The organism is uncultured Allobosea sp. (assembly GCF_945956895.1).
Lineage (GTDB): Bacteria > Pseudomonadota > Alphaproteobacteria > Rhizobiales > Beijerinckiaceae > Allobosea.
In genome coordinates this window covers 1-20,884 of sequence record NZ_CAMFJF010000054.1, presented here as the reverse complement: position 1 = coordinate 20,884, position 20,884 = coordinate 1, and the positions used below count along the sequence as shown (strand labels likewise).

The following is a 20,884-nucleotide window of genomic DNA, read 5'->3' as shown; positions in this document are numbered from 1 at the left end:
GCGCTCGACACCGTCGGCATTCCCGGAGGCGCGCCGAGCCACCTCTTCAAGGTCAAGTGGCTTGATCAGGAAGCTAGTGCTGAGGATCCGGTGCGGCGTCAAATCGAGAGCTTGCTCGACGCACTCCTTGATCGCCCGCCAGATCTCCTGATGATCCTGGTCTTCAAAGTCATCGGGCCTGAGCGCCCGGGCGCCGCGGTAGCACGCAGGGTTGGAGATGACCGAGCCGATGATCTCGCGCTCGATCGTAGCCCGATTGCTCAGCTGCTCCTTTAGTGGTCGCGCCGGAGCAAAAGGATCGACGTCTGGCGCGTCAAATGCGTCAGGGTGCGGAAGCATCGGAATCCTCGGGGATTTATAAGCGGAAGTCGGCTCTGAAACTGCCACTCCATTCACGATCGCTCTGGACGCGCCGCATCAGCGGACGATGAAACCTGGATCGTCAGTGTGCGAAGGGGGCGTCTCACCATCGCGAGCTGCGGTGTATTGAATGTGGCCGCTCCGAAGCCGCCAGATCATGCGGCGGGCACCGTCCGGCCAGATCACTGACCCGTCTGGATTGAACTTCGTCGCCGCTTCCCAGCCGATGATTTCGCTCTTCGAGTATTCGGCGTTGGCTGGCTTTTGGAAGGCGAAGACGGTCCGGGGTTGGCCTGACTTGGTCTGCCCTAGGACTCCAAACGAGCCGTTCTTTAGCTGGGAGAGCAGATAACCCATCGGTTCGTTTGGGCGCGGCGACAGTGCTTCAGCCCTGGCGACGGCGGCGTCAACGCGCTCAAAGGAATGGCTTCGGGAGAGGAAGAAAAATTGCTTCTCAGCTGCCCGGAAGTCACCGCCGAAGAGCGCCTGCATCCGAAGAATGAGCCGCGTTCTCGGATCGTCGGCCTTCATGCGTTCATGTTCCGAGCGCAACGTCGCAAGGGCGCGATCGGCCTGCTTCGATTTGGGATCGTCGAGGTCCCATGGGTCCGGCTTGGCGACCGCCTCGGGAAAATGGAAGCGCCCGCCGCGAAGAGGGAAAAACTTCGCGAGTTTCTGCTTGATGTCCTCAAACACGAGCGAGCTGATCTGAGCAATGTCGGGGACTTGAGATTGCGAGACAGGTCCCCCACGGCGCTGCATCTCAGCAAGCAGCCGGACGGCGGCCACGATGACCTTCTGGTTTTCCTCGGCCAAACTCAGCAGGGTGTCGCGCGGAAGCATGATTTTTCGGGAATTCTACTCAACAAAGAGATCGGGAAGATGTCAGGGCTTTAGATGCCCATAGCGGTTTCAATTGCTCTCCGCTTGCAACGATCCCATGTGCGGAGACAGCGTTGGCGCGCTTTCTCCCGGCGGTCAGACGCCTGGTGTAAACGTTGGATGATCTCGTCGCTGACGCCGCCGTTATTTGATTTTGCGTGTTCGTCAGCCTCGTGAAACGTCGCGAAAAACACGTCCTTTGACCGCTCATAGGTTCGGTCGGCTTTGAGCTTGAAGCCACGGAGCTTCTTCGGCACCAGCGGCCAGTGACTGCCGCACAGCCACTGGGTGTGCGGAGCGACGCGCTCGGTGGCGATTGTTCTTCGGCAATGTGGGACACAGCAGAGGACTCGGCTGTCTTTCATCGCTCGGGGCCTCCACGACCACGTTGGCGAGCGATTGCGAGCCTCTTCTGCAGCTGCGCAATGCGCTCGGCTTCCTTCTTGCGCAGCTCCTCATCAGTGAGCGGCTTCGGCCTCGCCGGGTTAGAGGCGACAGGCGTCCCCGGTTGAGGTTCCTTCGCAAGCGGGCGCGGCTCAATCGCCGCCGACATCGGCGCTTCCAACGGCTTGGGCGGTTTCACCGGATCGGGCGGAGCTTTGGGTTCGGTTGCCCTACGCTCAGCGGCGATTGCCTTCGCGGCATCTCGGACCTTGCTCACGAGGTCAACCGAGCGCGTGCTGCTGTCTCCTCGACCAGTGCGTGGCGTCGTCGGGCGGGCGGGCACAATCGTTGCCCGACTATTCTCGACCTCGGGCAGGACGATGGCGGGGTCGGTCACCAGCCGTTCGACCATCCCGCGCATAGCCCTGTTCAACGCCGCGTAGTTCTCTGCGCGGATTGTGGCATCGTCGAGCTTCTTTGCTTTGACTAGGAGTCGCTCAGCCTTCTGGATCTGTCCGAGGAGCAGCCGGATGCGATTGTCGACGTCATCGACGGCCTTCTTCATCTCGCCGGCGACGGCGATGGCAGCTTCGTCGGCATCGTCGCGTGCCTTCTTGGTCTTGAGGCGTGAACGCGACTCAAGCTTTGCAGAGACATGCGAGATGGCATTGCGCTCGTTGACGAGCTCCGCCTTGCGCGCGGAGAGGCGGACGATCTCCTTCGCTGTCCTATTCGCCAGGCGCGCCTCGGCCGTCTGCCGCCCATGCTGAGGCGCCAGGGCCTTCTCGATCCAGGCTCGACGGTAGGCCTCATAGGAGGCATCCGCTTTGGCGATAGCCGCAACCGATTGGAGATTGGTAGCCCATTGCTGGTCGGCAAGCTTCAGGCCCTGCGTCGTCTCCTGACCTTTGCGCTCGCGAGCATAGGAGGCGGGATCGACGCGATCTCGTGCCTTCTCGATCACGCCCATTTCTACATAAGTGCGCGGGTCGAGGCGCTTCTCGGCGCCGGCGGCCGCCAGACCGTCATTTGCAAGCTTGGCGAACCGCGCCCGCTCGGTGCGGATCCAGGTCTTCTCTTGGCCAATAGCTACCAGTTTTGGCTGGATGAACGGTCGATTGGAACGGCTTTGCCTCCGGGCTGTTTTGAAATGCTTCACATATGTGAAGTCCCAGATCATCTCGCCGGAGCCCGGTTTCTCGGGGTGTTCCATCTTCTTCGCAGGACGGTCATAGAGATTGATGTGCACATGATAGTTCCGGCTATCGTTGTGCTTGTTTGGAGCGTGGATGGCGGCCCAGTAGGGTAGGCCGAGATCCTCATACGGCTTGCAAAATTCCTTTGTCAGCAGGAGTCTCTGGGACGGGGTCATCTCGTGAGGAAGCTCGATGACGAGCCGCGTCTGAACGCGGCCTCCACGACCGACCAAGAAGGCGATCGGAGCGTCCGGCAGATCGTCGACGCTCTGGTCTGCTGAGATCCTGGTGAAGCCCGCCTTCTGGAATATGTCGATGAGTTTGAGACCTTCAGCCTCCGTCACGCTCTCCGAGACGGCCTGATTTGTGGCCAGAGCCAAGGAGATAATTGAAGGCATTGCCGATGAAGATCGGGCCATCTTGCGGATGTTCGCCCAGACGGCCGGGTCCTTCTCGGGGTCCAGGATCACCTTGGTCTTGCGGGGGGCGTCCTCGGCATGGTCGACGGCTTCCCAGAAGGCGTCACGGTCCTCTCTTGTCGCTCCGATATTACCGAAGGACGAGACCTCCATGCCATCGCCGACGACTTGTTCGAGCTTCGAGGGATCGTCGATATACCCCTGCATCTCCTTTGACGGGACAACTTCAACCGCATCCTCGCGGTCAATGTAGCGCTGGTGTTTCCCGCCGCCACTGAGCGCTGACGTGGCGCTCTTTCGCCCCTTCAGAACGTCGACAAGTTGGCCTCCCTTCGAGAAGGTCGTGACCGAGAAGTGAAAAGAGACAGCGCCATTCTGCCCCTGCGGACGGGTCGTCTGCTTCAGGGCTTTTTGACTCTGCAGCCCGCTCGCGGTTCGAATGCCGGGCTTAGCGAGAATTCGGGCTATGTCGCCAAGGCCGGCGCCGCCCCGAGAGACGTCCTTCATGCGGCGCTGGGCCTGCTGCTCAAGAGAATTGACCCTGTGGAGGGCACGAGCAGCAGCCCGCTCGCCTTCCTCAATCTCTCGCTTGTGGTCAGCCTCGAGCTCGCGCTGTGCCCGCTGGGTCTCCTTCCTGGAGAGCGACTTGGCAGCGCGCTCGTCGGCTGCGATGCGCTTCCTAGCGGCAATGTCGTCGAGATCGAGCATTCGAAGAGAGGGAGCCTTGAAAGCGAATCCGGGTTTTGAAGTGCGTTGATTAAAACCCGAATCCGGGGCGTTCCAAAGTTTCGTCGGTGCGCATCAGAATTCGGCAAAGCCCGACGGTTAACCCGGCATTCATCATGGTCGCTGCCGACTCGAATTTTGCGGTGGTGATCGCGCGCGATCTGTTGACCGGGGATTCACGCAATGCGCGACTAATGGCATGAAATGACTGTTGCGAATCCAAGGATTCGCGTGGGAGACGAAGATGCCTGCCGCCCTTCCCGCCATGCCGTTCTCTGTCGCTTTGGCGCGGAACGTCTCCAAGCTCGTCGACGAGACCGAGCTCGTCGAAGCGGCGCTGCATGAAGACGACCTCAACGGTGCGCTCATGATCGACCGCCTCAAGGAGATTTGCGACCAGATCGATGACATTGTCGCGAAAGTCTCAGGCTCCGAGCGAGACCTGGGGTGGGAAGCCCAGCGCGATCTCGGCCAAGAGACAGCCAAGCTGATCGAGGATCAGATGGCGGCAGCCTTCCGCGAGCTGATGCAGATCAAGGCGGATCAGCGCAAGGTCCAGGCCGGTGGCCACACCTTGCACTGACGCAAAATCGAAGTTCATTGAGTCGATAGAGGCCCGGGTTTCCCGGGCCTCTTTTTTTTGGCCGCCGCAGCTATGGAACGCGGCCAACTTGGCATCCCGCCACGACAAGGCTTTGCCGCGTTGTGCGTCGGCCGTGAGGACGGCGCGCGGGCTGCCTTGACGCTGATGGGCCAGATCATTCGGCTGTGCCCGAGAGCACGGCAATCAGTCCCTATAGCGGCATATCTGGATGCTTCCTGGCCTCCGCACACAGGCCGCCGTTGGCAGCCTGTGCGACCCGATTTCGGGGAGCGCGGAGACAGCATCCGGATTTTTCCAAGGTACCCTTCAGGGCCCTGGAAAAGGCGTCCGGCGGGTAGCCGGAACGCAACCCAATCGAGCCTGAGAACGCGGTTTTACCGAGGACGGAAATTTTTTCCGGACCGGCAAATCCGCAGGCAAGCAGGCAGGCTCGATTGGGTCGGAAAACCGGGCTTGTCCCAGGTTTTTCCATCCTTACCAATTTGGGAAGGATCAGCCTCGCAGAGCCCACAGCCGAAGGCAGTAAAGACTGGAGCCCCGCTCCAGCTTTACGGTATTGGGCCCTATGTTGTTTCCTTCTGAAGTTCAACCTTTCAGCGCACCCTGGAAAATGCGGACATACGATAGGTGGGATACCGTATGTCCGCACCAGAAAACGGGGTGTGAAAAACGGCCCGAAATCGAGCCTGAATCAAAGCGTGGAAAATGCGGACATACCGTAGGTGGGGGACCTTATGTCCGCGCGTTGAATCCACGCTGAATCATAAGGGCCGGTTGGCGCTGAAAGTGAGGCCGGGAAATGCGGACATAGCATAGGCGGGGGGTCGTATGTCCACTCCGGGCGAAGCCCCTCGTCGTCAGGCATGAATCCGTAGCGCTGAATCAGCGGTGAATCGCAGCGGAGCGTCTAACGGATTGATGCATCTGAGGGGCAGCCGTCAGGCTTTTACGCCAGTATGAATCCGTGAATCTGGCGCCGCGTCAGCGCCCTAGTTGAATCGGAAAATCGAGGTGCCGGCAGGCATGGGGAGACGGCCGTGTCGGTCGGCTGCGGGGCGGTTATGAATCGGGCGGCCCGGCGGCTTCGCCGCTCAGTCCCGTGGTTGCGCTTGCGCAAGGTCTGCGGAGGGGATTGGCCAATCGGCCATAAGAAAACCCCGCGAGGAATGAGCGGGGTTTGGCCTGAAGCGGTGTCCAGTATCAGGCCTGCGCGATGCCGCTGTTGCGGCGATCTGCGCGGCGAGGACCCTAATCGAATTTCGACCTGAGCCTCGCGCCATAAGCATTTTCCGACGCGAGTAACCGGTTTTCGACGAGCGGTTTCGCAGCGTGGCTTGCGCCATTACCGCCCCTCTGCCGCTGCAGATTCATCCGCTCCCGGGGGATTGTCCTCCCGACCTTTTTTGCCTCCTCGCCCTAACCGACGTTCTCAACGCTTGTGCAGCGCCTGACCGCCCGCCGGAATTGTGGGATCGGGCAAAAGAAATGCCCCGCCGATAGGGCGGGGCCGTAATCTTCATCGGGCGATTGGGCGGCTTCAGCCCCTACTGAGCACCGTCGAGCCGCCGCCGGACGAACTCGCAGGTCTTGCGCCGATACCCGCGATCTTTGATCGATGTGGCATCCCAACGGCGGCCGTTCGGAAAACGGCGCTGATAGCGGCGCGCGAGATGGCGCGCGGCGCGCTCGAATGAGGATCCAGCGATGAGCATCTGGAGCGTTCCTTCTGATGGTTGAGATGACGGTCTGCTCAGTGGCAGCAGACCGTCGCCTCGGGGCCGAAGGTCTTGATTGCCCAGATGGCGATCGGAACGAGCGCGTTGGGCCGTCGTCCTTCAGCCGCAGCCAGAACCTGCGTTGCCGGCAGGACGTGCCATTCCTGTCCATCGGGCTCGCTCAGTCCATAATCGAGATAGAGGTCCTGAGCGCGATTGATGCACATGTTGCGCATCGGTTCATCGAGAGCGCTGCCATCGGTCGACACATGAGCGGCATACTTCCGCCCCTGGTCCGAGGAGTAGGGGCTCACCTCGAGGCGGACCCGCTGCGACTGCGTCCCGAGTTCGGTCAGCATCGTATCGCCGATCTTGGCGATCGCGCCCTTGACCGCGTCGTTGCCGGAGCGACGCAGCTCATCCATCGCAACATTGAAGCGGTCGGGGTGAATGTCGCTGGCCACGACCCCATACCATTCGTAGTCCTGCTCATCAGCGGCCGGGTACACGAGATCGTCCGGCAAGAGCGGATGCAGGGCCTCAATCAGGATGCGCATCGAGGGTGCATCGAGCCCTTCGCGGTAGAAGTGCTTGAAGTCGCGATGGCCTTCGGGGCCGCGGGCGGTGATGTTGACGCTCATCCTGATCGTCCTTTCGGGAATTCTGATCAAACCGGTTGTCACCGGATTTCGCGTTCTGATCAGAAAGTCTGGTTCACACCGCGCGTTGCGCCGCCAAGGGCGGGGCGCGTCGGTCTGCTCGGTTTCCACGAGGCGGTGTTCGCCGAGGTCAACCCAGGCGCGCGAATACTGTGGCCTCGCCGGCAGCGCACACAGCCACGTTCCCCTGCAGCTCGAGCAGGTCTTCGAGGTAATGCTCGGGGATGCCATCGACATAGTGCAGGCGCTCGATATCGAGGCCGGTCAGCTTGGCAGCCGGCAGCGGGGTCCAAGTACCATCTGCTTCGCCAGCGTCGGTGATGCCGAGCGCGGCGAGGACAGGTCCGTAATGCGCCTCGGTGGAATTGCCGACAGCAACCGAGCGGAACGAGGGGATGCGGCCGGCGCGGGCGGTGAAGGCGCCAATTTCCAGCGAGTAGGCCATGGCTGCGGTCCTTTCGGGTATTTCGATCAATCTGGGTTCGCCCAGATTCATCTTCGTTGATCGGCCTGAGGCGCCTCCGCTTGGCTCTTTCCTTCCAGGCTCATCCGCTCCGCCGGGGATTGATCACCAGACGTTTTTGACCCTGACGTCCTAACCAGCTTGCTCCACCCTGATTGCAGCGCGCCGACCCGCCTGGGGATTGGGCAATCGGGCAAAAGAAGACCCCGCCGGTGAGCGGGGTGCTTCAGATCAGGGCTTCAGTCGTCCTGCGAGTGGCGAGCCGCTTCGCATGGCCTGATCCCTCAGCATGAGGTCGTGGACGGATCGAATGTCATCGCTCGACAGATTGAGATCGCGTTTGATCTGCTCGATCTGCTTCTTGGCCACGACGAGGCGGTCGTCCGAGGTGTTCTTCATCATCACCTCGGCCATGTCAGGACTGCTGCGCTGATGACGGTCGCCGCAATCCCCGAGATCACGAGTGTCTCCCATCGCCAGGGCGAGATCGCGTGCGCCCACCAGGGCCAAGACTTCGCGTTCATGAGCGGCTGTTTCCTCGTGAATTCGATTCAGGTTGGGTTGCGCTCAGAGTTTCCTCTGAGGGTCGATGCGCTGACCAGCTACCACCGCTGTCGGCGGGCCACTGGTTGCGTCAGGCGGCGAGCTCGTCTGTGGTCCACCTGTAGTCGTCGGCATCCTCGTCGAGGAATAGGACCTCGGCCGGCTTGTCCCACCGGATGATGCGAGCGCCGGCCGGGTCGCCATTCGACTGGAGATCTGGCGTCGACCACCAGAAAGGACCAGCTACGCTCATCGAGCGCGAGGTGATCTGCCAGATCTTGATCGTGTCCTTGCCGCTGTGCGGGTTGACGCCAGGCGTATGATGCAGCCGCCTGCAGGCCTGGGCGAAAGCAGTGACCTCCGAGCTTGGCACCCAGTACCTGGCGGTCGTGCCGCCGGCGTAGTGAAGCTCGACTTCGGAGATAGGGGTGACGTGCTCGACCGCGGCCATCTGAGAATTCCTTCCGGTTTGCGGGGATCGGCGATTGAAGGGGGTCGCGGTTACGCGGCCAGCGGCAGGAGACAGCCGCCTTTGCGCGACGTGGTTCCGGCGGTGTGGATGACCGTGATTCCGAGATCCCGCAGGTCAGGCAGAAGTGCCCTGAAGGCCTCGCGCTCGTCTTCGAATGCAGCGCGATCGTCGACGACGACCCGGGCCCAGTCCGACTTCGCGGTCGCCGTGGCGGCGATGAGGCCGTGCTCGAGATCGCGGATGATCAAGCCGAGCTGGCGGGCCAGGCCGAAGTAGAGGTTCATGGCCAGGACGGTCTCGCTGAAGTCGGCCTTGTCGAGGGCAGCGTTGCGGATGCTCGTGAGTGCAGCGACCGTGGCCATGGCATCGTCCTTTCGGGAATTCGATCAATCCGGCTTCGCCCGGATTTTCCCCGTCGATCGGTCCGACGCTTCGTCTTGCTGTGATGCCTCGTCTTCTGGCTCCGCCCGTGGATTTGACCTCCGACCTTTTTTGCCCTCCGCGCCCAAACCGTCACCCGTCACCCCCGATGCCGCCCCGCTCTGCGGGGATTGGCCAATCGGGCAAAGAAAACCCCGCCGGAGAGGCGGGGCGTCTGGTTCGTCCGTGATGGAGATCGAGGTAGTGCGCTCTACTTGAATACCTCGGCAACGGCTTCCTGGTATCCTGTTCGGCCGTCGGCGAGCAGGGCCTCGTAGCGAGCGAACGTCGTTGACCGCCCTGGCTGCCGCTCGGCATCAAAGCTCGTTTCGCCGGTCGCGATGAGTTCGAAGCCCCACTCTGTCAGTATCGCGATCTGGAGCGACTGACCCGGTGTATCGAGCATATTATAGAGCCCGGCCTTCACGAGCGGACCGAAGGCCTTGCTGGAATATGGCGATACGTAACTGCCTGCCACCCGCCATTCATCGCGCGAGATCGTGGTTGGAAACCGTGGATCACGCGGCTGGAGAAAAGCGTAGAGATGCTTTGCCGCTGGCTGGTGCGGGACCTTGTTGTACTGCGAAAACAACGTCCTCTTCAGCGAGGACGCCGTTGACTGGGTCAGTGACGGCAGATCGAGGATCGCCATTCTTCGGACCAACCGATCGGTGGCTGTCGCCTCCGGATCGTTGCGCGCCACTGTCATTCCGGCCTTGTAGGCATGCTCGAGCATTCGGGCGAGGGTTCCGGGAGCGTCGGTCACGGCTTTCGCCCGATTGCAGTCGAGGAAGTCCTTTGCCATTGCGCGGAAAACGCCTTTTCGAGTGTCGACATCCTGGATAGCGCCGGGGTCGAGCGGGTCTCTGTACTGGATGTATGGCAAAGGAATTGTCCTCGATTCGATCCGGATCGGTCTCTCGTGATCCAACAGAGAAACGGACCCGGTGGAGAAGGGTCAAGAAAACGGCTCGGGTCGCCGTTGCTGAGTGCTCGATCTCGGCGTGACCGGCCGGATTATCAGGCCGCCCGCGGAGGCCCCTGCGCCGCGTCTGATTTGACCGGAACGATCTCGATCGACTGGCCGACGGCGGTGGCCTCCTTGATCTTATCGATGAGAGCCGCGAGGTCCGGGTCGACCGTCTTGCGATAGTGCATGTAGCGCTCGGCCGACTTGCCGGCGCCGCGCAGATGATCCGGCGGCAGGTACGTGTCGGTGTGCCGGTCGATCTGCAGTCCGAGATATTCTTCGAGTCGGCTCCTCGCTTCGAGCAGGAGGTCGCGATGGCCCATGGTGATCTCCGAATTGGGCGGCTGAGGTGGAGGCGACGATCTCATGGTGAGAGCACACGGGCGGGGATCGAACCCGCGTCCGTTCACGAGGATGTTTTGCATCCCTTGCTGAAAGCCTGTGCCGTTTTTACCATCAAAACTACCGTGTGCTCACAGCATGAGACCGCCGGTCTGCTTGCGGGTCGTAGCTAGTGCCAGTCGTCCTGGTCGCGGCGCGGCGGGTTGCGGAAATCATCGATCCACTCGTCCGTAGATGGCACCCAGCCGCTCTCGTAGCTGAAGTCGAGGCCAGCATCCTTGAGGACCTTGAGGAAGGCCTCGCCGAAGCTTTCGAGGACCGTGACGGTCCCGTCGGGGAGGATGCCGACGCACGGGCCCTCCAGGGTCGGCGCGAGCTGGAACGCATCGATGGCGTCGCAGCTGATGGGGTCGAAGAAGAAAGTGCGAACATGCACCATCTCGACGAAGCGCGCTGGCGCTGCAAAGTCGGGCGTTGCCGACGCGGTTGCGAGCAGGCCGGGCGGGGGTGCGCGGCGTTCACGGCGAACGGCCTGGGCGAGGGCGAGCGTCAGGGTCATCGCGATCTCCGATTGCGGTGCGGTTGGGGAAAGGCTGGCTGGGTCAGGCGGCGAGCTCGGCGATCGCGAATGCGTTGTCGCGATCTTCGAGCGAGAGCCAGTAGTCGCGGAACTCGCGGAAGGGCTGGCGCAGACCTTCGTCGCCGATGGACTCGATCAGATGGCCGTCGCGCTTCAGCGAGAGCGTGAGGCGAAAGGCGTCGAGCTCGATGCCGCCGTCGACATTGTCGTTCTCGATCTTGGCGAGCCCTTCTTGGTTGAGCAGGTCGCGCACCGCCTCGCGATGGCGGCGGCTGTTGACGCCCAGGATGAAGGCCTTGGAGCGGCGGGCGCCGAGACGGCCGGAGATGACGGTGATCTGGGTGGCGTAGCTCATCGTCTCGTCCTCGTGGATTTGATCAATCTGGGTTTCGCCCAGATTTTTCTTCGATGATCCGGCGCCTCGGTCGCCGCTGCTTCCGACACGTCAGGCTCACGCTCCGCCCGTGGATTTGACCTCCGACCTTTTTTGCCCTCCCGACCCGACCAGATTGCTCAACCTGCCCGCTGCCCACCGTCGGCCGGGAATTGGCCAGCCGGGCAAAAGAAAACCCCGCTCGTTGAAGCGGGGTTGGTTTGCCAGTGTGACCGCGTCTCTATCAGTGCAGGAGCATCTGACGTCGGAACGCGGCCACCGCTTCTCTGATCGCAAGTCGAACAGCGCTGGCACCATTTCCGGCATCGGCTAGGGCGATGAGCTCCTGCTGCCGTTCTTCACCGATGTAGTGGTCAGGATTGATCGACAGGGTTTCGTCGATGTCCGGCTGCTCGGCATTGTCAGTTCGGTTCTTCGTATCCGTCATCGCACCGTCCTTTATCGGATATCTCATCAGGCTACGAACTCAGCTGAGGAACGCGAAGACCTCCACCCCCTTGGGGATGGCGAGGACCGCCTCACGCAGAGAGGAGAGGTCCCGGGCAACGCGCTCGGGCAGTCCGTCCCGATACTCAAGACGCCCGATGTCGAGTTTGCGGAAGGCATCGACGTCGACTGTCGCCCAGCCGCGGGCGTTGACCTCGTCAGCGAGACAGAGCTCGTCGAGGACCGGTTGAAACTGCGAGCTCGTCGAGCACCCGACCGAGGTCGAGGTGAGTGGCAGCGTGCGGCCGTCCGTGCTGTAGGCAGCGATCTGAAGGTCGTAGCTCATGGCGGTCCCTTGGCATTCTGGTTGGTGTTTTCCGCCCAGAGTGTCCCGGCAACCCGAGGCCGACCTTCAGGCGGCACGCCTGGTCGACCGCGCTCGCTTGCGCGGCGCCTCGATCGCCTTGAGGGGCATCGGCATGGTGATGCCGGTCTTCAGGTTGAGGTAGAAGCCGCCGAAGCCGACCGAACCCTTGACAAGGAGGTCGTAGAGCATCGCCAACGCGTGCGCGGCGAGGTTGCGGTTGACGAACAGCGACTGCCGCGAGAGCGCCTCGGCGAGGGAGCAGGATGGCGCATTGTCCTCCTGAATCCCGTCTTCGAGGAGATGCGGAAACAGCTCGAAGAAATGCGGCAGCGGCGCGGGCTGCTGAGTGGCCTTGGACCTTGCCTTCTCCTGAAACCGGCCGAGGACCGCCTGACCGGTCATCTCGGTGTTTCCGAGGTCCATCCAGTAGCCGAGGCGCTTACTGTGCGTGCGCCGCGACAGCTGGAGGGCGCGATAGATGATCTGCCGCGCCTTGATGGTATCGACGCACGAGATGACGAGGTCGCGGTTGAGGTCCGCGTCCTCATCGACAGCGCGCGGATGCGAGATCCAGTTGAAGCCGTAGGCAATGTTGATCCGCTCAACGAGCACGTCGGCCTTGTTGCGCCCGACGTCACAGGGGAAGAACGGCTGGCGGCCGATGTTGGCCGTGGTCACGACGTCGTTGTCGTAGACCTCGACGCTGATGGAACGGTCGCCGAGTTCCTTCAGGGCGATCTCGATCGCCGCGAGTCCGGAGAGCATCTGGGCCCCGTTTCCGCCGCACCCGACGACGGTGACCGTGAGCGGCCAGCGGACGTCGCCTTCAAGGTAATGGCGGGGGCTGCTCATCGAAGCACGGGCTCCTGGAGAACGGGAAGCGCTGGGATGTCGAGGGTGAGGCCGTTCGCGCAGATCCGGCTCTTGGCGGTGAAGCTGGCCGGGTTCGAGACATCCAGCGAGCCGAAGACCGCGCAGATGCGGGTGTGGTTGCGATCATCTGCATCGTCGGTCTGGCTCCAGAACGCCGGCGCGGTGCCGTGGCTGTGCATGTCCGCGACGATGAAGTCGCCATCGCCGAGGTCGGGCAGCAGATACTCGATGCGCGAAGGGGTGGCGGAGAGCTCGCCGGCGCGTTCGAGTCGGAATTCCCGGGCCGGTTCGTTCCAGATGATGAATGCGGCGGCCTCGTTCGGGAGGGCATCGACGAACATCTGCCGCGCCTGGTCGACCAAGTGCGCCGGGATGCGCCCGCAGCGGAGTGTCAGGCGCGGGGCGACCGAGCCGTAGGGCGCCGGCACGGCGGCGGTCATGATCGGCAGGACAGCGATGAGCCAGGGTCGCGTGATGCCCATGAAGACGCCGTTCGAGCCAACGAGCAGCGCGTTGCGATCACGGGAGCCGAGGAATTCGTCGATGTCCCCTGAGGTGCCCTGATAGGGCTGAGCGAAGATGGGCATCGCGCGCGCGAGCGCTGTTGCGACTGGGTCGGAGAATGCCTGGCTTGCGGCCATGTCGAATCCTTGTCTTGAAGGACGGCTCGATGCGAGCGGCTCAGTGCGAGGAGTTCGCCGCGAAAAACTCGCCGAGCGTCGCGCCCATGGGCGCCAGCGAAGCGGTCGGGAAGACCTCGGGGTTATCCGTCGCGAGCTCGTCCAGCAGGGCGAGGATTCCGCCTGGATGCAGGGTCTGCTTGACCTGATCAAAGTTTGGATGGGTTGACCAGGAATCGAACAACATCGCCTCGCACTTCGCCTGGACCTGCGGGTCGGTGGGGTCGGGAATGCGAGCCGTGCCAGTGCAGAGCCCCCCGTTGCCATAGAGGTTGAGGAATGGGGCGTGAAACAGCTCCGAGGCGGCGGTAGGACGGGTATCGTCCTTCAGCGCGAACACCGCGAACGAACCGCGCCCGGCACAGTGCAGGAGCGGCGGATAGGCCACCATGTGGCTGCCCTTGGTGCCGATGCTCTTGAACCCGCGCCCCTTGGTTAGGCCAGCGGTGAGGTTGATGTGGAGAGGCGCTTTTCGCGCTGGCGTCCACCAGACCGTGGCATCCTGTGTGACGCCCAAGACGTTGGCGGGCAGCAGCGCGAGTTCGCGCCGCGGCAGAAGGCCGGCAAAGGTCGCCTTGACCTGCGCCTTGGAGATCGGCGTGCCGGCGCCGATGACCGGTCCGGCCTCGCTCTGGGTGACCGGATGCGACGTCGCATACGCGTTGTCGAGTTCTCGCCCGTTCGCGTAGACGAGGATCGCGCGCTTCAGGACGTAAGTCGAAGCATCGTCGTTCAGATCAACCCGCTTTTGCGCCGTATTCATTGTCGCATAGATCCATGAACTTTTGGGCCTGGACGAGCAGCTTGGAGGCCTCAGAGAAAGCGTCGAGCCATTGCTTGACGTCCTCGGGTGAATTCAGGCGAGCGAAGCTGCAAATGTTGTTGATCCCCATCTGCATCGCGTAATTCATGATCTCGTCGAGAGCGTTGGTCAGATCCGGCACGCAAGGGAAGAACCAGATCGGGGGCTCGCTCGCCATTTCCTCGTAGGCAGCATCGAAACTGCAGAGTTCGTCGTGCTCGTAGCTGGCCCAATCGGGATTCCGCGCATCGAAACGGCGGGTCGCGCGCATGAGCGAACGCGCTGCGCGACGCAGATGATCCGGCAGGGCACTCACATCCGGCTTCTTGAGCACGCGCCCCCAGCTGGGCATCGCCTTCTTGTAGTCGGATGGAAGGAGTGGAAGTTCGTCGGGATCGTGACCGGAATCTTCGAGGTACTGGCGAGCTGCCTCGTCGTCGGTCTCGCCGCCGAAGTTCATCATCGAGATATGCTCGACGAGGTCGTGAGACGCGCCCAGCGGCTGCACCGATTTCAGCGCATCAACTGCCACCGAATAGATCTGCTGCTTCAAACGATGGCTCAGGTTGCGGCGATTGAACCAGTTGGGCGTGATCATCTGGAAAGCCGCGGTGGTGACGGCGACCGCAAGGCCTTCTGCCGTGAAATAGACGGAGACGCCGATGCACTCTGGCAAACCCGGCCCGTCCGGCAGCCGGGCGGCGATCGCAGCCCTCATCGCCGAGCCGATCGCAAAGGCGGCCTGCGACGCGGTGATTGGCGCTTCATCGTCGAGGTCGATCGCGCCGGCGAGGTCGAGCCCCCGCGCCGCGATGAGATAGCCTTTGACAAGCGGCTGGGTCGATATGACCGACGGGATCGTCTCGGCGAAGGTCGTCGGCCCGGCCGGGAGCCTCAGAGGAGCGGCGGCAGCGGCAAGCCGGTCGGCGCCGGCAGGGTCCGTGGCTCGCCCGTCGGCCGGAGCAGCGCCACGAGAGCCTTGCTCATTGCAGCGTGATCGGCCGGCCGGTCGGGCAGGGCAAACTCGACCCTCTCGATGGCGGGATGATCGAGCCACGCGCGCAGCGGCTTTCTCGTTTCGAGGCTGAGGGGCGAGGGCTTGCACCGCTTCACGCCGCGCCCTTGGTGCCGACCATGCGGCGGTACTCATAGACGAACGTGTCGCCCTGCGCGCCGACCTCCATCAATTCGGCCGTGGCAACCGCCGGGTAGAGGATGGCGTGATAGTTGCGCAAGCCGTCGATGTTCCCCTGGAGATGATCCGGCACATCGAGCTCGTGGCCGTCGTATTTGAAGACGGGCTTCAGGGTCTTCACGTCCATGGGATTTGATCTCCTCGGTTGAGCGATCTGAAGTGCTGATGAGAGCCGGAGACGCGGCACGCGCCCCCGATCACCGCAGCGTCAGAACAGCGAGATGTCGTCGCCGCTGGCTTCGGCGGTGTCCGGCGCCACGGTGCCAGCCTTCTCCGGAGCATCCGCGTCGTCGAAATCGAGAGCGGATTTCTCGGCCGGCTTCGCCGTCGTCGCGGGGCCCGTCGTCGGCGCCGGCTTCTTCTTGGCGGCGGCCGCCTTCTCTGCCGCTTTCGCGCGGGAGGCGGCGAGCTCGGCCTGCGCCAAGGCGGCATCGTCCTCGAGCTGCTGCGCGAGGCTGCGGCGCGTGGCGAAGATCGAGGCGAGGGCACCGGCCTCGCCCTTGCCAAGCTCCGCGTCGAGCTCTTCCGGGGTGCCGATCAGATTGATCGGGCGCGTGAGGAGCGCCGGCGCATCCTTGTTCGCCTCGCCCTTGACCGGCGCCGGCACGATGGTGAGCGAGACCATGCCGTCGTCCATGACGGCGAGGTCGATCTTCATTCGGAACTTCGCGAGGCTGGGCGCCAGCGTTTGGATCAGCATGTCGATGTCTTTCGTGCGAGGAGATGGGCGAGCGATCAGGCCGCGCTCGGAAGCGAGGCCGTGCCGGTGAGCGACATGGCGCTGGGGACGCGGCGGGCCCAGTCGAAACCGGGGATGTTGAGGAGGGCTTCGATGAACTCCGAGACCTTGCCGCCGCACATCTTGGCGAAGACCTTTGGGCCGACGTGTTCGGCAACGCCGAGCTCGATCGCGATGAAGCGGATCTCGGTCTTCGTGTAGCCCTTCAGGAACTCGGCGGTGACCGACCAGTGGTCGCACAGGTCCGTTCCATAGAAGCCGGCGATGGTGGCGACGTTCTCGAAGCGGGTGGTCTTCTGGGCGTAGGCCGTCGCGATCGCTTTCAGCGCGCGCTTGCGAGCCGGCTCGTCGAGCTTGCTGATCATGACAAGCCGATCCGGTCGACCGGCCTCGTCGAAGCCTTCGCCAACGAACTTCGCGGCCCGGGACGAAAGGACGCCGTCCCGGATTTCCTGGAGGTCGCCTTGGAAGGCGGCGAGCAGGATCACGCTGTTCGCCATCTCGACATCGTCGCTTGTCATGACGGACTGCGACGTTGCCTTTCGCCAGGTGTTCTCGCGGGTCTCGCGGGACTTCCGGATGATCTGCTCGCGGAACTTGGCAAGGTGGTCTGCGTCGACCGGCTCGCTGCCCGCTGGCGCTGCATCTGGCTCCGACGATGACTCATCGGCCACCGGAGTGGTGTCCGGCGCCGAATGCGCGGGAGCGATCTCGGAAGGAGCTGCCTCGGCCGAGGGCTTGGCTGGGGCCGAGACCGTATCGGCGGCGGCCGGCGCGACGGTGCGCGGCGCGGCGGGGGCAGGGGTCTTCTGCGGGGTCGGCTTCGGCTCAGCCGTCTTCTTGCGCTCGGCCTCCTCCTTCAGCCGGGCCTCCTCCAGCATGTTGAACTGCTGGACCTTGGTCTCGTAGCAGGTGGGGTTCGTGCAGAGGCCGTCGTCGACGCAGGTCGCGAACAGCGCGCGCTGGCTGGCCGAGTTGAAGGGACAGGTCTGGCATTCGGTACGATCGAACTTGGCGTCGGCGAGCGAATGGGTCAGCCGGGCGAGCAGTTCACGGGTGCGCGCCACCGACAGGTCGTTGTCGACGATGCTGGCAAGCGCCTTCTCCTGCTTGTCCGGGGCGACAGCCGCCAGCAACTCGGCATGGCCGAGCATGATGCGGCGCTCGTCGAGGGCCGTCTTGACGGTGGGCAGGAGCTTCGTGAGCGCGATGCGGCGGTCGAACTTGCTGCGCGGCCAGCCGAGACGTCGTGCGGTCTCGCCGCGATCGCCGTTGAGCATCTCCAGCAGCCGCAGGGCGCCGTCGGCTTGCTCGGTCTCGGAAGGGTTCTCGCGCTGCTCGTTCTCCTCGATCGAGACCAACAGCGCCTGCTCGTCGGTGTAGTCGCCGACGTTCACGACGATCTCATGGTCGGGGCCCCAGGCCGCGACGGCAGCCCGGTAGCGGCGCTCGCCGGCGACGATCTCGAATTCGTCACTGGATGCCATCGGCCGGACGATGATGCGCTGGAGGATACCGCGCGAACGGATCGAGTTGGTCAGGTCCTCGAGCGCCTCGGTCGAGAAGTACCGGCGCGGGTTGGGCCCGGGCACGATCCGTGCGAGCGGAATGACTTTCTCGGTGAGGACCGGCAGAGCGAGCATGTGAACCTCTTGTGTCGGGGAGCTTGGCTGAGGCAGCGCGAGCCAGGCGAGCGGCCACGATCGGGCCTTGTCCTATGGGGATTTGCAGATATCTGGGCTTATGCGGGCTCCGGCCGGGACGCCTTTGACGTCAGGCGGCGCCAAGAACACCGGCGACGACGACGATGCCGATGGCTGCCGACGCGCCGGCCAGGCGCGCAGCGGTTCCTGCGATCAGGAGAGTCTTGTACCGCCGCATCACCAGGCGATGCACGATCACGCCGACGGCCATGCCGGCGGAGAGGGCGAGGGCAATGGTGAGAACAATCGCGATGAAGGCAGCCAACGCGCGGTCCTTTCTTGGGGATTTCGAGCAATCTGGGTCTACCCAGATGTCCCCGTCGATCAGTTCGCGGTCAGTGCTGTCGTTTGAGGTTGATCCGGATTTGTTCGGCCGGATGTCCTTAGGTCAGGTCGAATGCTGCTCGACCATGAGGCCGTCGGCGCGACGCCAGACGTACATGCAATTGCGGCCGCTCCGGTCGAGAAGCTTGCCGAGATCGAAGGCGCGAACCAGCTGGTCTGAGAGATCGCCGATCGTGATCGGGCCGAAGAAAGCCTGGTCGAGAAGCGAGTAGAATTCCGAGGCGTCGAGCGTCCGGACAACCTCGAACTTCAGCGGCTGGCCTGGACGAAAATCCCGGCTGATGGTGAGCCGCGAGATAGCGACGAATTCGCCGTCAGCCGGATCGACGATGATCGTCTCGTCGTGCTGCCCACGACCAAGCTCAATGGTGTTCTGCTGGTCTTTCATGATCAGAGCTCTGTCTGGATGTCGCTGCTGTCGCTGGGATTGATCCCGCATTCCTTCACGCCATCCCATAGCAACATCGTCGCTCTGGGATTGCCATTAGCGTCGCGACCCTGCGTGTAGTCGCCCCGCTTCAGCAGGCGGCAATAGCCATCGCTCTGTTCCGGCTTGTCCCGGCGTCCCTTGTAGTAGGGGCAGACCTTGATCGAGGTCCTGAGGATGCCGGCTTCGTCGCGGAAAATGCCAGCTGTGGTGTAGCAATACTCCCCATGCGGAATAGCCGTGGCAGCCAGTGCCATACGACGCTGGTGGCGATCTTGGCGCTGGGCCGCTATCTGCTGCGAGACGTGCATCGCCGCTCCTTCCTTCGATCAGGCGAACAAGGGCTTCACGGCGACCACATCGCCTCCGACATGCATCGGGTCGCCGCTCAGCCGAAGGAAGGGCTCGCTGTCTCCCTTGGCGGTCCAGCGCCAGGCGCCGGGCTGCTCAGCACCATCCGAGGACAGGGCATTCTCGACCGCGTCGCGAAGCTCAGGGTGGAAGTGGTGCCCGAGGGAATTCCGGCACCAGCGCAGCGCCGCCGCCAGCCGGCGCAATGCAGGCTGGGCGTATTGGGAGGAGGCATAGAGCCTGTCGCCTACATCGACGGGGAGGTGGCCGTTCAGGAGGGGCTTGAGGTCGACGACCGCCTCGCAATCCATTGGATTGATCCGTCTGACGGTCCCGACTGCGGCAGCGGGCTCCTGGCCGGTCGCGTCAGATTCCTCGGTCGGATGATCTCCGGAGGGTTCATCGTAGGAGCGCTCGATGGTCTTCAGCCATAGGTAAGAGAGCTCGGCTGCGATCGCGCGGCGCAGGATATTTGCTCGGTTGTCATCGATGACTGCGTCAGCGGGAATGCTGGAGAATGCGCGTAAGGCGCTGCGGTCGATCACCTCGTCCGGCAGCTCCTGGATCACACGATCGTAGCTGTAGCCGCGCCAGATCTCCACGCCCGGGAGGCAAGACTGCACCAGGGCATCAGCGACATTCATCGAGGACTCGGAATGCCCGTGTCGCATGTTCCTTGCGAGGGTGAGGCGTGCGTCGCGGTCCGCCACGCAACCGATCAGGCATTCGACCAGCATGGTGGCGCGGTATGCCGCGATGCTGGCGAGAGTGGCGTGGAATGAAGTCGTCATAGCGTCGCGGTCCTCTCGGGAATTCGATTCAATCCGTGTTCTCGCGGATTCTCGGTCTTGGGCGGTTGCCGGGCCAGCCAAAAGAAAAGCCCCGCTGGCAAGCAGGGCTTGAGTGGTCCAACCGTGGTGGGAGGATCAGGCGGTGAGGCGTGCGAAGAAGTTCGCGGTGCCGGGATAGGCCGCGAGGTCGGCGCGCAGCTCTACGATTTCGCTGAGAAGCTCGGCCGGGATGTTGTGATCGGCGGCGAGGCGCTCGACGTCGATCTCGTTGAAGGCCGAGGCGTCGACATTCGACCAAGTACCGTCGGAATCCTCAGCCTCTTCGATGCCGAGCTCGCTGAGGATCGGGCGCCAGTGCGCCTTGGTGGGATTGCCCGCGAGGATGGAGCGCAGGTTCTGCTGGCCGGTCTGCGCGTTGGTGGTAAGGGCGCTGATCTCGAGCTGGTAGCCCATCGGGTCTCTCCCTGGGGATTCTGATCAATCTGGGTTTTCGCCCAGATTTTCCTCCATCGATCAGCCCGATGATGAAACCGCCGGCAAGAGAGAGGTCAGTCAGATGCTCCGCGAGCGAGACGCTCCTCCAGCCCTGGGCGGAACGCCAGGATGTCGGCGATTTGTTCCGCGAGATTATACCGGAGATACCTCGGGTCGAGACGCTGGTCGTTTGCGAAAGCCTGAAGGATCCCTATCAGGTCGACGGGCGTCTTGATGTGCGCTTGCCGCCCGAATTCGTTATGGCGAAGGTATTCGAACATGCCTTGAAAGAAGCTGGTGGCCTCCTTGTGGTCGCCATCCTCGAGTGAGTGATCAATATAGATCTTGCCGACATGGTAGGCCGCGTGCAGCTGGCGCATCGCCGTGGAGTCCGTCCGACGTGTGGCCGGATGCAGGATGTTGGCGACCCGGCTCTTGATGCATAGCAGGGGGTGCATCAGCGAAACGGCGACGGTCGTCCCGCCGGCTGCCGGCAGCAGAAGCTCGGAAATGCCACGTTCGGCCTCCTTCTTCTGGATTCCCAGAAGTTTGTTCAGGAAGTCGATCCGGATCGTGCGTCCT

Annotated in this window: 30 protein-coding genes and 1 tRNA gene; 1 reads left to right on the top strand and 30 read right to left on the bottom strand. The window is 63.0% G+C overall.

From position 1 onward, the window contains the following. The 4 genes from Q0Q02_RS19330 to Q0Q02_RS19315 all read right to left on the bottom strand — a co-directional run. On the bottom strand, positions 1 to 339 hold a 339-nt coding region (locus Q0Q02_RS19330; RefSeq protein ID WP_293811835.1), incomplete at its 3' end, for a DnaB-like helicase N-terminal domain-containing protein. Between the two features lie 78 nt (positions 340 to 417). Beyond that, positions 418 to 1,203, bottom strand: a complete 786-nt coding sequence (locus Q0Q02_RS19325; RefSeq protein ID WP_293811833.1) for a hypothetical protein — start codon at positions 1,201 to 1,203, stop codon at positions 418 to 420. Between the two features lie 50 nt (positions 1,204 to 1,253). After that, positions 1,254 to 1,607: a hypothetical protein gene (locus Q0Q02_RS19320; protein ID WP_293811832.1), complete on the bottom strand. Its 354-nt coding sequence runs from the start codon at positions 1,605 to 1,607 to the stop codon at positions 1,254 to 1,256. Next, positions 1,604 to 3,949, bottom strand: a complete 2,346-nt coding sequence (locus Q0Q02_RS19315) for a MobA/MobL family protein (protein ID WP_293811830.1) — start codon at positions 3,947 to 3,949, stop codon at positions 1,604 to 1,606. The genes Q0Q02_RS19320 and Q0Q02_RS19315 overlap by 4 nt, the downstream gene beginning before the upstream one ends. 262 nt (positions 3,950 to 4,211) lie before the next feature. Between Q0Q02_RS19315 and Q0Q02_RS19310 the strand changes: the two genes are divergently transcribed. Further along, complete coding sequence (locus Q0Q02_RS19310; protein ID WP_293811828.1) at positions 4,212 to 4,550, top strand: hypothetical protein; 339 nt, start codon at positions 4,212 to 4,214, stop codon at positions 4,548 to 4,550. Between the two features lie 1,565 nt (positions 4,551 to 6,115). Here the strand turns inward: Q0Q02_RS19310 and Q0Q02_RS19305 are convergent. The 26 genes from Q0Q02_RS19305 to Q0Q02_RS19180 form a co-directional block, all read right to left on the bottom strand. Next, positions 6,116 to 6,283: a hypothetical protein gene (locus Q0Q02_RS19305; protein WP_293811826.1), complete on the bottom strand. Its 168-nt coding sequence runs from the start codon at positions 6,281 to 6,283 to the stop codon at positions 6,116 to 6,118. 38 nt (positions 6,284 to 6,321) lie between these two features. Beyond that, positions 6,322 to 6,927, bottom strand: a complete 606-nt coding sequence (locus tag Q0Q02_RS19300; protein WP_293811824.1) for a hypothetical protein — start codon at positions 6,925 to 6,927, stop codon at positions 6,322 to 6,324. 148 nt (positions 6,928 to 7,075) lie between these two features. Continuing rightward, a complete protein-coding gene (locus Q0Q02_RS19295) occupies positions 7,076 to 7,390 on the bottom strand; it encodes a hypothetical protein (RefSeq protein WP_293811822.1) in 315 nt (104 codons plus the stop codon). 249 nt (positions 7,391 to 7,639) lie between these two features. Further along, on the bottom strand, positions 7,640 to 7,918 hold the full coding sequence (locus Q0Q02_RS19290; protein ID WP_293811820.1) for a hypothetical protein: 279 nt from the start codon (positions 7,916 to 7,918) through the stop codon (positions 7,640 to 7,642). Positions 7,919 to 8,042: 124 nt separating this feature from the next. Beyond that, on the bottom strand, positions 8,043 to 8,402 hold the full coding sequence (locus Q0Q02_RS19285) for a hypothetical protein (protein ID WP_293811819.1): 360 nt from the start codon (positions 8,400 to 8,402) through the stop codon (positions 8,043 to 8,045). A 50-nt stretch (positions 8,403 to 8,452) separates the two neighbouring features. After that, a complete protein-coding gene (locus Q0Q02_RS19280; RefSeq protein ID WP_293811817.1) occupies positions 8,453 to 8,785 on the bottom strand; it encodes a hypothetical protein in 333 nt (110 codons plus the stop codon). Positions 8,786 to 9,054: 269 nt separating this feature from the next. After that, positions 9,055 to 9,729: a hypothetical protein gene (locus Q0Q02_RS19275; RefSeq protein ID WP_293811816.1), complete on the bottom strand. Its 675-nt coding sequence runs from the start codon at positions 9,727 to 9,729 to the stop codon at positions 9,055 to 9,057. A gap of 134 nt (positions 9,730 to 9,863) precedes the next feature. Then, complete coding sequence (locus Q0Q02_RS19270) at positions 9,864 to 10,136, bottom strand: hypothetical protein (RefSeq protein WP_293811815.1); 273 nt, start codon at positions 10,134 to 10,136, stop codon at positions 9,864 to 9,866. Between the two features lie 51 nt (positions 10,137 to 10,187). Continuing rightward, positions 10,188 to 10,286 (bottom strand) — tRNA-Leu (locus Q0Q02_RS19265). 38 nt (positions 10,287 to 10,324) lie between these two features. Next, positions 10,325 to 10,714, bottom strand: coding sequence for a hypothetical protein (locus tag Q0Q02_RS19260; protein ID WP_293811813.1), 390 nt, complete (start codon positions 10,712 to 10,714; stop codon positions 10,325 to 10,327). A 43-nt stretch (positions 10,715 to 10,757) separates the two neighbouring features. After that, complete coding sequence (locus tag Q0Q02_RS19255; RefSeq protein WP_293811811.1) at positions 10,758 to 11,090, bottom strand: hypothetical protein; 333 nt, start codon at positions 11,088 to 11,090, stop codon at positions 10,758 to 10,760. A 262-nt stretch (positions 11,091 to 11,352) separates the two neighbouring features. Next, on the bottom strand, positions 11,353 to 11,556 hold the full coding sequence (locus Q0Q02_RS19250; RefSeq protein ID WP_293811810.1) for a hypothetical protein: 204 nt from the start codon (positions 11,554 to 11,556) through the stop codon (positions 11,353 to 11,355). A gap of 39 nt (positions 11,557 to 11,595) precedes the next feature. Next, positions 11,596 to 11,901: a hypothetical protein gene (locus tag Q0Q02_RS19245; protein ID WP_293811808.1), complete on the bottom strand. Its 306-nt coding sequence runs from the start codon at positions 11,899 to 11,901 to the stop codon at positions 11,596 to 11,598. 66 nt (positions 11,902 to 11,967) lie between these two features. Next, the gene (locus Q0Q02_RS19240; RefSeq protein WP_293811807.1) at positions 11,968 to 12,774 is read right to left on the bottom strand and encodes a PRTRC system ThiF family protein; all 807 of its coding nucleotides are present in this window, start codon (positions 12,772 to 12,774) and stop codon (positions 11,968 to 11,970) included. Further along, on the bottom strand, positions 12,771 to 13,436 hold the full coding sequence (locus Q0Q02_RS19235; protein WP_293811805.1) for a PRTRC system protein A: 666 nt from the start codon (positions 13,434 to 13,436) through the stop codon (positions 12,771 to 12,773). The genes Q0Q02_RS19240 and Q0Q02_RS19235 overlap by 4 nt, the downstream gene beginning before the upstream one ends. Positions 13,437 to 13,476: 40 nt before the next feature. Next, on the bottom strand, positions 13,477 to 14,238 hold the full coding sequence (locus tag Q0Q02_RS19230; RefSeq protein ID WP_293811804.1) for a PRTRC system protein B: 762 nt from the start codon (positions 14,236 to 14,238) through the stop codon (positions 13,477 to 13,479). Next, positions 14,213 to 15,382: a hypothetical protein gene (locus tag Q0Q02_RS19225; protein WP_293811802.1), complete on the bottom strand. Its 1,170-nt coding sequence runs from the start codon at positions 15,380 to 15,382 to the stop codon at positions 14,213 to 14,215. Before Q0Q02_RS19225 ends, Q0Q02_RS19230 begins: the two co-directional genes overlap by 26 nt. Before the next feature lie 4 nt (positions 15,383 to 15,386). Beyond that, positions 15,387 to 15,599, bottom strand: a complete 213-nt coding sequence (locus Q0Q02_RS19220; RefSeq protein ID WP_293811801.1) for a PRTRC system protein C — start codon at positions 15,597 to 15,599, stop codon at positions 15,387 to 15,389. Positions 15,600 to 15,680: 81 nt separating this feature from the next. Then, positions 15,681 to 16,172, bottom strand: coding sequence for a PRTRC system protein E (locus Q0Q02_RS19215; protein WP_293811799.1), 492 nt, complete (start codon positions 16,170 to 16,172; stop codon positions 15,681 to 15,683). A 35-nt stretch (positions 16,173 to 16,207) separates the two neighbouring features. Further along, complete coding sequence (locus tag Q0Q02_RS19210) at positions 16,208 to 17,854, bottom strand: PRTRC system ParB family protein (RefSeq protein WP_293811797.1); 1,647 nt, start codon at positions 17,852 to 17,854, stop codon at positions 16,208 to 16,210. Positions 17,855 to 17,984: 130 nt separating this feature from the next. Further along, positions 17,985 to 18,179 (bottom strand): hypothetical protein, encoded by a 195-nt coding sequence (locus tag Q0Q02_RS19205; protein WP_293811795.1) that lies wholly within the window; start codon positions 18,177 to 18,179, stop codon positions 17,985 to 17,987. Between the two features lie 123 nt (positions 18,180 to 18,302). Beyond that, positions 18,303 to 18,647, bottom strand: coding sequence for a hypothetical protein (locus Q0Q02_RS19200; protein ID WP_293811793.1), 345 nt, complete (start codon positions 18,645 to 18,647; stop codon positions 18,303 to 18,305). A 2-nt stretch (positions 18,648 to 18,649) separates the two neighbouring features. Beyond that, positions 18,650 to 18,997, bottom strand: a complete 348-nt coding sequence (locus Q0Q02_RS19195; protein WP_293811791.1) for a hypothetical protein — start codon at positions 18,995 to 18,997, stop codon at positions 18,650 to 18,652. Between the two features lie 18 nt (positions 18,998 to 19,015). Further along, entirely contained in the window at positions 19,016 to 19,828 is an 813-nt protein-coding gene (locus tag Q0Q02_RS19190; RefSeq protein ID WP_293811790.1) for a hypothetical protein, read from the bottom strand. A gap of 135 nt (positions 19,829 to 19,963) precedes the next feature. After that, positions 19,964 to 20,281: a hypothetical protein gene (locus tag Q0Q02_RS19185; protein ID WP_293811788.1), complete on the bottom strand. Its 318-nt coding sequence runs from the start codon at positions 20,279 to 20,281 to the stop codon at positions 19,964 to 19,966. A gap of 95 nt (positions 20,282 to 20,376) precedes the next feature. Next, positions 20,377 to 20,884, bottom strand: a 508-nt coding sequence (locus Q0Q02_RS19180) for a hypothetical protein (protein ID WP_293811787.1), incomplete at its 5' end; no start/stop codon positions are given.

Excerpts from the sequence above, each read along its gene's own strand:
- Q0Q02_RS19325 (WP_293811833.1), bottom strand. The coding sequence starts at position 1,203 with ATGCTTCCGCGCGACACCCTGCTGAGTTTGGCCGAGGAAAACCAGAAG.
- Q0Q02_RS19320 (WP_293811832.1), bottom strand. The coding sequence starts at position 1,607 with ATGAAAGACAGCCGAGTCCTCTGCTGTGTCCCACATTGCCGAAGAACA.
- Q0Q02_RS19315 (WP_293811830.1), bottom strand. The coding sequence starts at position 3,949 with ATGCTCGATCTCGACGACATTGCCGCTAGGAAGCGCATCGCAGCCGAC.
- Q0Q02_RS19310 (WP_293811828.1), top strand. The coding sequence starts at position 4,212 with ATGCCTGCCGCCCTTCCCGCCATGCCGTTCTCTGTCGCTTTGGCGCGG.
- Q0Q02_RS19305 (WP_293811826.1), bottom strand. The coding sequence starts at position 6,283 with ATGCTCATCGCTGGATCCTCATTCGAGCGCGCCGCGCGCCATCTCGCG.
- Q0Q02_RS19300 (WP_293811824.1), bottom strand. The coding sequence starts at position 6,927 with ATGAGCGTCAACATCACCGCCCGCGGCCCCGAAGGCCATCGCGACTTC.
- Q0Q02_RS19295 (WP_293811822.1), bottom strand. The coding sequence starts at position 7,390 with ATGGCCTACTCGCTGGAAATTGGCGCCTTCACCGCCCGCGCCGGCCGC.
- Q0Q02_RS19285 (WP_293811819.1), bottom strand. The coding sequence starts at position 8,402 with ATGGCCGCGGTCGAGCACGTCACCCCTATCTCCGAAGTCGAGCTTCAC.
- Q0Q02_RS19280 (WP_293811817.1), bottom strand. The coding sequence starts at position 8,785 with ATGGCCACGGTCGCTGCACTCACGAGCATCCGCAACGCTGCCCTCGAC.
- Q0Q02_RS19270 (WP_293811815.1), bottom strand. The coding sequence starts at position 10,136 with ATGGGCCATCGCGACCTCCTGCTCGAAGCGAGGAGCCGACTCGAAGAA.
- Q0Q02_RS19260 (WP_293811813.1), bottom strand. The coding sequence starts at position 10,714 with ATGACCCTGACGCTCGCCCTCGCCCAGGCCGTTCGCCGTGAACGCCGC.
- Q0Q02_RS19255 (WP_293811811.1), bottom strand. The coding sequence starts at position 11,090 with ATGAGCTACGCCACCCAGATCACCGTCATCTCCGGCCGTCTCGGCGCC.
- Q0Q02_RS19250 (WP_293811810.1), bottom strand. The coding sequence starts at position 11,556 with ATGACGGATACGAAGAACCGAACTGACAATGCCGAGCAGCCGGACATC.
- Q0Q02_RS19245 (WP_293811808.1), bottom strand. The coding sequence starts at position 11,901 with ATGAGCTACGACCTTCAGATCGCTGCCTACAGCACGGACGGCCGCACG.
- Q0Q02_RS19240 (WP_293811807.1), bottom strand. The coding sequence starts at position 12,774 with ATGAGCAGCCCCCGCCATTACCTTGAAGGCGACGTCCGCTGGCCGCTC.
- Q0Q02_RS19235 (WP_293811805.1), bottom strand. The coding sequence starts at position 13,436 with ATGGCCGCAAGCCAGGCATTCTCCGACCCAGTCGCAACAGCGCTCGCG.
- Q0Q02_RS19230 (WP_293811804.1), bottom strand. The coding sequence starts at position 14,238 with ATGAATACGGCGCAAAAGCGGGTTGATCTGAACGACGATGCTTCGACT.
- Q0Q02_RS19220 (WP_293811801.1), bottom strand. The coding sequence starts at position 15,599 with ATGGACGTGAAGACCCTGAAGCCCGTCTTCAAATACGACGGCCACGAG.
- Q0Q02_RS19215 (WP_293811799.1), bottom strand. The coding sequence starts at position 16,172 with ATGCTGATCCAAACGCTGGCGCCCAGCCTCGCGAAGTTCCGAATGAAG.
- Q0Q02_RS19210 (WP_293811797.1), bottom strand. The coding sequence starts at position 17,854 with ATGCTCGCTCTGCCGGTCCTCACCGAGAAAGTCATTCCGCTCGCACGG.
- Q0Q02_RS19200 (WP_293811793.1), bottom strand. The coding sequence starts at position 18,647 with ATGAAAGACCAGCAGAACACCATTGAGCTTGGTCGTGGGCAGCACGAC.
- Q0Q02_RS19195 (WP_293811791.1), bottom strand. The coding sequence starts at position 18,997 with ATGCACGTCTCGCAGCAGATAGCGGCCCAGCGCCAAGATCGCCACCAG.
- Q0Q02_RS19190 (WP_293811790.1), bottom strand. The coding sequence starts at position 19,828 with ATGACGACTTCATTCCACGCCACTCTCGCCAGCATCGCGGCATACCGC.
- Q0Q02_RS19185 (WP_293811788.1), bottom strand. The coding sequence starts at position 20,281 with ATGGGCTACCAGCTCGAGATCAGCGCCCTTACCACCAACGCGCAGACC.